Genomic DNA, 9,427 nt, shown 5'->3' with positions numbered 1-9,427 from the left:
TGACTCGAAGGATCACGCGGTGGCCGCTTCCTCGTCCACGACGAACACGCCGACGATCACGGCGACCGCGCTACACCACTATCGGGGACTCAACTGAGGAGCGGCGCCCAAACTGCATGGCCAGGGGCAGCCCCCGAGATCGTGTCTGCCTGAACGAACAGGGTCCGTCGGCGAACTAGCGACGATGCTTGCGAGCCGCTGCATCGCGGGCTCGCCTGAGCCCAGGAGGGGCTGCCGCCTGCCTTTTCGTAGTGAGCGGCCTGCAGCGCATGGAGGAAGGCCGATTGGCCGTTTAGGGGTGGGCGCAGGGCCCTGGCTGCCGTTACGCCGATGCCGGCACAATTGCCGGCAGGTCCTGGGCGGGTCACCTCGTGAACTTGGAAGGCGGACGACAAGGGGGGCCGGACGTCGAGGCAGTGCGCGGGCCCACACCATCCTCGATCGGCCGTCGCGCACTGCCTCCATTGACGCCTTGGTACAGACGTCGACCCGGCGTCCTTTGCCGATACCGTGGGGCAAGTGACAGACTCTGCGATGCGGCGCGCTGTCGCCCGGGCTCGTGACGGCAAGGCCCTAGACGACGACGAGGCCCTGGTGCTGCTGGGTGCGCGCGGCGTCCAGCTCGAGGCTCTCTTCGCGGCCACGACCCGGGTGCGTGACGCGGCGATGTTGCGCGCCGGGCGTCCGGGAACCGTGACCTACTCGCGGAAGGTCTTCATACCCCTGACGCGGTTGTGCCGGGATCGGTGCCACTACTGCACGTTCGCCACCGTCCCCCACCGTGTGCCGGCGCCGTACCTGTCGCCCGATGACGTGCTCGACATCGCCCGCCGGGGCGCGGCTCAGGGATGCAAGGAGGCGCTGTTCACCCTGGGGGACCGCCCCGAGGGTCGGTGGCCCGCAGCTCGGGAGTGGCTCGAGGCCCACGGCTACGAGGACACCCTGTCCTACGTCCGGGCCATGGCGGTTCGTGTGCTGGAGGAGACCGGCCTGCTGCCGCACCTCAACCCCGGGGTGATGTCCTGGTCGGACCTGCAGCGACTCAAGCCGGTCGCCCCCTCGATGGGCATGATGCTGGAGACGACGTCCCGGCGTCTCTTCGAGAAGCCCGGGCAGGCGCACTTCGGTTCACCGGACAAGGACCCGGCGATCCGCCAAAGGGTGCTGGAGGACGCCGGGCGGGTCGGTGTCCCGTTCACCACAGGCATCCTGGTCGGCATCGGTGAAGACGTCCGCGACCGGCTCGATTCGATCCTGGCCATCCGTCGGGTCGCCCGCGAGTACCGCGGGATCCAGGAATGCATCGTCCAGAACTTCCGAGCCAAGGACGACACCGCCATGCGTGCCACCCCCGACGTCGACCAAGAGGAGTACCTCGCCACCGTGGCGGTGACACGGCTGCTCCTGGGGCCCGGTGTCTCGGTACAGGCGCCGCCCAACCTGTCCGACCCCGACCAGGTCGACAGGCTCCTCGCGGCCGGGGTCGACGACTGGGGCGGAATATCACCAGTGACACCAGACCACGTCAACCCCGAGCGCCCGTGGCCCGAGGTCGATGACGTTGCGCGCCGGACCGAGGCATCCGACCTGCGCCTCGCGGAACGCCTTACGGTCCACCCCTTGTTCGTACAGGGCGCGTTGCAGCGGGACGAGCCGTGGATCGACCCGCGGCTGCACGGCCACGTGCGCGCGCTGGCCGATCCCAAGACCGGCCTGGCTCGTGAGGGTGCGCTCGCGGTGGGTAGGCCGTGGCAGGAGCCCGACGGAGGCATGGCCGCCAGCGGCTCGGGTACCGGTCGCGTGGACCTGCACCGGGGCGTCGACGAGGAAGGCCGCAGCTCAGACCGGCGCGGCGATTTCCACCAGGTATACGGGGACTGGCAGGAAGTCGGCAACCGAGCCGTGACGCCTGCGCGTCGCGAGAGTCCGCAGGCGGCCGACGCTGCAGTGAAGGCTGCCCTGCGCCGCGCGCAGGACGACCCCGCCGGATGCACAGAGGAGGAGTACCTGGCGTTGATGACGGCAGACGGTGCCGACCTGGACGCCGTGGCCGCGCTGGCCGACGACCTGCGTCACGACGTGGTCGGTGACGACGTCACCTACGTGGTCAACCGCAACATCAACTTCACCAACGTGTGCTACGTCGGCTGCCGCTTCTGCGCATTCGCACAACGCCGCACCGACGCGGACGCCTACACCCTGTCACTGGAGCAGATCGGCCGGCGTGCTGCCGAAGCACAGTCCCTCGGCGCCACTGAAGTCTGTCTCCAGGGCGGGATCGACCCCACCCTGGGTCGGATGTCTTACGTGGACATCGTGCGGGCGGTGACGGAGGCGGCGCCCGGTATCCACGTGCACGCGTTCTCTCCCATGGAGATCGCCACCGCCTCTGCCAAGGCGGGTGTGCCTGCGCGCGAGTGGCTCGCCGAGCTGAAGGAGGCGGGCCTGGGCTCCATCCCCGGCACTGCCGCCGAGATTCTCGACGACGAGGTGCGCTGGATCCTGACCAAGGGCAAGCTGCCTGCCTCACAGTGGATCGAGATCGTCGCCACCGCCCACGAGCTCGGTATCCCCAGCAGCTCGACCATGATGTACGGACACGTCGACCACCCAGGGCACTGGGTCGCTCACCTAAGAACCCTGCGGGAGCTGCAGGAACGCACTGGAGGGTTCACCGAGTTCGTGCCTCTTCCGTTCGTCCACACGAACGCACCGATCTACCTTGCCGGGCTCGCTCGGCCGGGGCCAACGATGCGTGACAACGTCGCCGTCCACGCCGTTGCGCGGATCATGCTCCATGGGTTCATCCCCAACATCCAGACCTCATGGGTGAAACTGGGTGTCGACGGGACCCGGACGATGCTGCGCAGTGGTGCGAATGACCTCGGCGGCACGCTCATGGAGGAGACGATCAGTCGGATGGCCGGCTCCGAGCACGGCTCCGCCAAGACCGTCGCCGAGCTCAGCGACATCGCAGCCGGCGTGAACAGGCTGGTCCGAGAGCGGAACACGACCTACGGCTACGCAACCGTGTGACAAGACTGCTCCACGTTCAGGTCGATGGTGGGGCGGGGTGGCCCTGGCGGTGCACGTGGCCCAGCGGCCACCCCCGACTGTTCAGGGCGCCAAGTAGACCGAGGCGCCCAGCTCTACGAACTCGCGCGACTTCTCGACCATCCCGTCCTCGGCGGCGACGCCGTCGGTCCCGTGCTCCGCGGCATACCGCCGCACGTCCTGGCTGATCCGCATGGAGCAGAACTTGGGCCCGCACATGGAGCAGAAGTGTGCCGTCTTGGCCGGCGCCGCTGGGAGGGTCTCGTCGTGGTAGGCACGTGCGGTGTCCGGGTCCAGGGAGAGGTTGAACTGGTCTTCCCAGCGGAACTCGAACCGGGCCTTGGACAGGGCGTCGTCCCAGTCGCGCGCGCCCGGGTGCCCCTTGGCGAGGTCGGCCGCGTGCGCGGCGAGCTTGTACGTGATGACGCCCGTCTTGACGTCGTCGCGGTTGGGCAGGCCGAGGTGTTCCTTGGGGGTGACGTAGCAGAGCATCGCGGTGCCGTGCCAGGCGATGTGCGACGCTCCGATGGCTGAGGTGATGTGGTCGTAACCGGGAGCGACATCGGTCGCCAGGGGGCCGAGCGTGTAGAACGGTGCGCCGTGGCACCAGTCCTGCTGCAGGTCGACGTTTTCCTTGACGAGGTTGAGCGGCACGTGTCCGGGCCCCTCGACCATCACCTGGACGTCGTGCTCCCATGCCCTCTGCGTCAGCTCGGCCAGGGTGCGCAGCTCGGACAGCTGGGCCTCGTCGTTCGCGTCGGCGGTGCATCCGGGCCGCAGCCCGTCACCGAGGCTGAACGCGACGTCGTAGCGGGCGAAGATCTCGCAGAGCTCCTCGAAGTGCGTGTAGAGGAAGTTCTCCTCGTGGTGGGCCAGGCACCACCCGGCCATGATCGAGCCGCCGCGGGAGACGATGCCGGTGACCCGCTTGGCGGTCATCGGGACGTAGCGCAGCAGGACCCCGGCGTGGATAGTCATGTAGTCGACGCCCTGCTCGCACTGCTCGATGACCGTGTCGCGGAAGATCTCCCAGGTGAGGCGGTGGGCTTCGCCGTCGACCTTCTCCAGGGCTTGGTAGATCGGCACGGTGCCGATGGGGACGGGGGAGTTGCGCACGATCCACTCCCGCGTGGTGTGGATGTCGTCGCCCGTCGACAGGTCCATCACGGTGTCGGCCCCCCACCGGGTGGCCCACGTGAGCTTGTCGACCTCCTCGGCGATCGAGCTGGTGACGGCGGAGTTGCCGATGTTGGCGTTGACCTTCACCAGGAAGGCGCGCCCGATCACCATGGGCTCGCTCTCGGGGTGGTTGATGTTGGCGGGGATGATTGCCCTTCCGGCGGCGACCTCCGAGCGGACCAGCTCGACGTCGCAGTCCTCGCGCAGTGCGACGAACTCCATCTCGGGCGTGACGATGCCCTGACGCGCGTAGTTCATCTGGGTCACGCACCGGCCGGCCTTGCCCCGCAACGGCTCGCGCCGTGCGCCGCGCCACTCCTCGGACGCGGCACCACGCCGGAGGGCGGAGCGGCCGTCGTCGGCCAGGGAGCGGTCCCGGCCCGTGTAGCCCTCGACGTCACCGCGCTCGGTGATCCACTCCCTGCGCAGCGCCGGCAGGCCCTGCTCCGGCGTGGAGCCGGGGCCGGAGGTGTCGTAGAGGCGGAAGGGCTCGTTCGGCACGGGAACGCCGCCCGGTCCCGGTGAGCCGGACAGGGCGATCTGCGTGAAGGGGACCTGCAGGTCGGGGCGACTGCCCGGGACGTAGACCTTGCTGCGTGCGCTGCCGTGCATCTCATGCTCCTTGCTGGATGGGAAGGGTTCGGGGAGTCGAAGGGAGGAGGTGGCTGACGGGACCGGCGCCGTGCCCGAGCCGCCAGGAGGCGGAGGCGTCCAGTGCCGCCCGGACGAACTGTTGGGCCGCGGTGACCGCCGCCAGGACGGTGCCTCCGTTCGCCAGTACGGCCGCGGCGGCGGCGGCGAACGTGCACCCGGTGCCGTGGTCGTTGGGTGTGGCGATGGCTGGTCCGCGCAGCTCGCGCGTCGTCCCGTCCCGGGCCAGCACGTCGACCCGGTCTCGGCCGTCGACGCCGCCGGTCACCACCACCGCGCAGCCCTTCTCGGCCAGCGCCAGGGCGTGCTCGCGCTGCCTCGCGAGCGACGTGGCGGGCGCGGTGCCCAGCAGCGCAGCCGCCTCCTCGACGTTCGGCGTCGCTAGGGTGGCGTGGGGGAGCAGGTCGGTGGCGATCGCCTGCAGCGCGTCGGTTCCGGTGAGACGGTCACCACTGGTCGCGATGGCGACCGGGTCGACGACCAGCAGCGGCAGCCGGTCCTGTGCGGCCAGCCTGGCAACGAGGCGAACCACGTCGACACTGCCGAGCATCCCCGTCTTGACCGACGCCACCGCGTAGTCGCTGGTCACGCAGGCCACCTGTGCCTCGATGACGTCCAGTGGGACCGGATGTATACCGTGGACCCCGGTCGTGTCCTGCACGGTCACCGCGGTCAGCGCGCTCGTCCCGTGGACGCCGAGGGCGGCGAACGTCGCCAGGTCAGCCTGGATCCCGGCTCCGCCGCCGCTGTCCGAGCCCGCAATGGTCAGCGCCACCCGAGGGTCTCGTGCGGTGGGTGCCGGTGTCATGCGCGCCCCGTCGTGACCGACAGCGACGTCGCGAACGCCCCCGCGCGAGCGCGGATGTCGTCGTGTGCCAACAAGGACCCCATCACGGCGATGCCGTGGGCGCCCGCGTCCAGGAGTGGGGCGACGAGCTCGGGGTGGATGCCACCTAACGCCAGGACCCGTGGGGAGCTCGACCCGTAGCCCGCCTCCCGAAGCATGGCCTGCAGCCCGTGCGGACCCAGCGCCGGTCCGTACCCGGGCTTGGTCCTCGTCGGCGCGACAGGGGACAACGTCACGTAGTCGCACCCCTCGGCGGCGGCCCGGCGCAGGTCGTCAGTGGAGTGGCAGGACCGACCCACCACGGCAGGGCGGGGTGCCGGGAACGCGTCGTCCGCACGCAGGTGCACCCCGTACCCGTCCCCGCCCCCGACCGGGACGGGAGCGGCCCAGCTGAACAGAGCGCCCCGCGTCGTGGTCAGCGCCCGGAGGCGGGACCCCCGCCGCGCCCGTTCCCCCGGCGCCAGGTCACGCTCGCGCACGACGACCCCGTCGACGCCACCCTCCAGCGCTGCGCCGACCGCATCCTCGAGCTCCGACCCGGAGGGCAGGAGGTGCCGGTCGGTGAGCAGCACGAAACGAGGTACGGCTCGGGAGCCGCTCGACGTCTCCGTCACCGGCCGACCATTCCCTCGAAGGGCGAGGAGGCCACCGCGACCTCGCGCCGGGGAATCCGGCCGGCCCGCCGCGCCTGCCGGCCGGCGTTCACGGCATACCTCATCGCCCGCGCCATCGCGACGGGGTCGTGCGCCCGAGTGACGGCGCTCGCGACCAGGACCGCGTCGCACCCGAGCTCCATCGCGAGGGCGGCGTCAGAAGCGGTGCCGATGCCGGCGTCAAGGATGACGGGCACGTCGACGGCCGCGCGCACCAGCTCGATCGCGTGCGGGTTCCGGATGCCCAGGCCGCTGCCGATCGGTGAGCCGAGCGGCATCACCGCCGCGCAGCCGGTGTCAGCCAGCCGGGCGGCCAGGACGGGGTCGTCGGTCGTGTACGGGAGGACCGTGAAGCCGTCGGCGACCAGCTGCTCCGCGGCGTCCAGCAGCTCCAGACCGTCGGGCAGCAGCGTGCGGTCGTCCCCGATCACCTCGAGCTTGACCCAGTCCGTCTCCAGGGCTTCCCGGCCGAGCCGGGCCGTGAGGACGGCCTCGCGGGCCGTGAAGCAGCCGGCCGTGTTCGGCAGGATCCGGACCCCGGTGCGACGCAGGACGTCCACGAGACCGCCAGCTCCGCTGGCGGGGACCCGGCGCATGGCGACGGTGACCACTGACGCCGCCGACTCCCGGATGATCTGCTCGACCACGGTCAGGCTGCTGGCGCCGCCGGTGCCGAGCAGCAGCCGTCCGTCGAGGGCCTGCCCGGCGATGACCAGGGCATCCTCGGCCGGTGCCGGGTGTGCCGTACCCGAGGCGGCGGGGCTGGTGCTGTCCACAGTCATCTCAGCCTCCCTGCATGGCGGTGACGATGTCGACGCGTCCCCGCTCCGGGACCACCGTCTGCGACCAGGCGGAGCGCGCGACGACCTCGCCGTCCAGTGCGAGGGCGATGCCCCGGCCGGGCAGGCCGAGCTGCGTGACGATGTCGGCGAGGGTGGTCCCCGCTGGCAGGTCGGCCGGGTTTCCGTTGAGCGTGAAGGTCATGGGGTGGCCTCGGAGTCGGGGACGGGGGCGGCGGTGACGTCGAGGGTCACGATTGGTCCAGAGTGGGTGCGTACCTGGGCGCTGCAGGTGCGGGCCAGCCGAACCGCGCCGGCGCCAGCTCCTCGACCAGGGGACTGGTCGTCGCTCCCTGCACGAGGGCGGTGACCGCCTGTGCTGTCGCGGGCGCCATGAGGACCCCGCCGCGGAAGTGACCGGTGGCCAGGAGCAGCCCCGGTGTGGTGGTGGGGCCGATCACGGGGCCGTTGTCGAGTGTGGCGGGACGCAGGCGGGCGACGGCGTCGGAGAGCTCGTGGTCCGCGAGGCCGGGCACCACCGTCAGTGCCGCCTGCAGGAGCCGGTGGATGCCCTCGGCGGTGAGTCGGGTGTCGTCCCCGACGTCCTCGCTGGTGGCCCCGACGACGACCTCCCCGCTGTCGCGCGGGACGAGGTAGACCTGCTCGCCCGCAACCCGGGCCCGGACGGTGTGGCGCAGCAGGCCGGGCGGGCCGCCGAGCCGCAGGATCTGTCCCTTCACGGAACGGACCAGGCGCCGACCCTCGTCCAGCCCGGCGGTGGCGAGGACCTCGTCGGTGCGGTGACCGGCCGCGACGACGACGTGCTCGGCGGGGACGAGCCCACTCCTGGTCCGCACCCCGACGACCCGGTCACCGTCCAGCGCCAGCGACCCGGCGTTCCGGTGCACGCGGGCACCGGTCCGGGCGCACGCGGACATCAGGGCCCGCACGACGGCGCGGTTGTCCACGCTCTGCTCCCCACGCAGGTGCAGCCCGGACACGACGCGCGGTGACAACGCAGGCTCCAGGTCCCGGACGGCCCTGGACCCCAGGGAGGTGGCCTCGAACCCGTCCCGGGCCAGGAGGGTCGCAAACCGCTGGAGCTCCTCGGCGTCCCCCGCGTCGTGGGCGACCAGGAGCGTGCCGCGGGGTCGCAGGCCGATCCCCGACCCCGAGTCCGCCTCCAGGGCCTCCCCGAAGGCCGGCCACAGCTGCAGCGAGTGCAGGCCGAAGCGCAGCACGTGGTCCTCGGTCGGCACCAGCTCGCTGAGCGGCGCGAGCATGCCGGCGGCGGCGTGCGAGGCGCCCTGTCCCGGTGCGGGGTCCACGACGTCGACAGAGCACCCGCTGCGCGCGAGCCACCACGCGCAGCTCAGGCCCACCACGCCGCCGCCGACGACGGCCACCCGGGTCACGGGCATACCGCCACCGCCTCCAGGAGACGGGCAGTGGCCGCCTGGGGATCGGCAGCCTCGGACACCGCCGAGACCACGGCGACGCCGTGGGCGCCCGCGCGGACCAGGGCCGCGGCACGCCCCGCGTCCACGCCCCCGATCGCGACCACCGGCACGCTGGCGGCCCGCGCGACCTCGCCCAGCCGCTGCACGCCCAGCGGAGCCGGAAGTCCGCGCTTGGTTCTCGTCTCGAAGCACGGACCGACGCCGAGGTACGCGACTCCCGAGTCGACGAGCACCCTCGCCCCCGCCGGGTCTCGGGCCGTGCCGCCGACACGGAGACGGTCGGCGGCGAGGTGTCGCGCCACGTCGACGGGCAGGTCGTGGGCGCCCAGATGAACACCGTGCGCGCCCGCCGCCAACGCCACGTCCACGCGGTCGTCGACGACCACCCAGCACCGTGGGGGCCCTGTCTCGGCGACCATCGCAACGACACGACGCGTCAGCTGGAACAGTTCGCGGTCTGTCGCTGACTTGTGCCGCACCTGCACCGCGATCGAGGCGCCGACTGTGTGTGCCGCCTGCAGAGCGCCTGCCACGCAAGGAAGGGGGTCGCGTCCATCGCGGGTGTCCGTGAGCACGTGCAACCGGGGCACCACGGCGGCATCCGACGGGGTGTATCGCGCCGGCTCGAACGAAGTAGCAGACATCGGACTCCTGGCTCCCTGCGCCGGCATGATCCGGATCAGGTGTGGACGGTCGGGGCCGTGTCAGCCCCCTCTCAGCCCGGTACGCCGGACTCCCGTGAAGGTCGGTCCCACCCTAGCCACACGGCTACCTGCTCCCGCAAGTGCCGTCTCATGCCGTCGC

General features: G+C 71.5%; 8 protein-coding genes and 1 riboswitch. Of the genes, 1 reads left to right on the top strand and 7 read right to left on the bottom strand.

The features are described 5' to 3' along the window. Positions 1–510 precede the first annotated feature (510 nt). Entirely contained in the window at positions 511–3,036 is a 2,526-nt protein-coding gene (locus ACFUC1_RS10910; protein WP_379119557.1) for a bifunctional FO biosynthesis protein CofGH, read from the top strand. A gap of 81 nt (positions 3,037–3,117) precedes the next feature. Here the strand turns inward: ACFUC1_RS10910 and thiC are convergent, their stop codons facing one another. The 7 genes from thiC to thiE form a co-directional block, all read right to left on the bottom strand. Then, on the bottom strand, positions 3,118–4,845 hold the full coding sequence (gene thiC / locus ACFUC1_RS10905) for a phosphomethylpyrimidine synthase ThiC (RefSeq protein ID WP_379119555.1): 1,728 nt from the start codon (positions 4,843–4,845) through the stop codon (positions 3,118–3,120). Position 4,846: 1 nt separating this feature from the next. After that, positions 4,847–5,659, bottom strand: coding sequence for a bifunctional hydroxymethylpyrimidine kinase/phosphomethylpyrimidine kinase (gene thiD, locus ACFUC1_RS10900; RefSeq protein ID WP_379119553.1), 813 nt, complete (start codon positions 5,657–5,659; stop codon positions 4,847–4,849). A gap of 29 nt (positions 5,660–5,688) precedes the next feature. After that, on the bottom strand, positions 5,689–6,345 hold the full coding sequence (locus tag ACFUC1_RS10895; protein ID WP_379119551.1) for a thiamine phosphate synthase: 657 nt from the start codon (positions 6,343–6,345) through the stop codon (positions 5,689–5,691). Beyond that, positions 6,342–7,166 (bottom strand): thiazole synthase, encoded by an 825-nt coding sequence (locus ACFUC1_RS10890; RefSeq protein WP_379119549.1) that lies wholly within the window; start codon positions 7,164–7,166, stop codon positions 6,342–6,344. The genes ACFUC1_RS10895 and ACFUC1_RS10890 overlap by 4 nt, the downstream gene beginning before the upstream one ends. A 1-nt stretch (position 7,167) precedes the next feature. Beyond that, on the bottom strand, positions 7,168–7,368 hold the full coding sequence (gene thiS / locus ACFUC1_RS10885; protein WP_379119547.1) for a sulfur carrier protein ThiS: 201 nt from the start codon (positions 7,366–7,368) through the stop codon (positions 7,168–7,170). 46 nt (positions 7,369–7,414) lie between these two features. Beyond that, positions 7,415–8,584: a glycine oxidase ThiO gene (thiO, locus tag ACFUC1_RS10880; protein WP_379119545.1), complete on the bottom strand. Its 1,170-nt coding sequence runs from the start codon at positions 8,582–8,584 to the stop codon at positions 7,415–7,417. Next, positions 8,575–9,267: a thiamine phosphate synthase gene (gene thiE, locus ACFUC1_RS10875; protein WP_379119543.1), complete on the bottom strand. Its 693-nt coding sequence runs from the start codon at positions 9,265–9,267 to the stop codon at positions 8,575–8,577. Before thiE ends, thiO begins: the two co-directional genes overlap by 10 nt. Further along, positions 9,262–9,373: riboswitch (TPP riboswitch) on the bottom strand. (Overlaps the previous gene by 6 nt.) Positions 9,374–9,427 lie beyond the last annotated feature (54 nt).

Origin of the sequence: Pedococcus sp. NPDC057267, from assembly GCF_042668795.1 — a bacterium.
GTDB lineage: Bacteria > Actinomycetota > Actinomycetes > Actinomycetales > Dermatophilaceae > Pedococcus.
The sequence above is the reverse complement of the archived record's forward strand: the minus strand, read 5'-3'. Positions and strand labels throughout refer to the sequence as shown.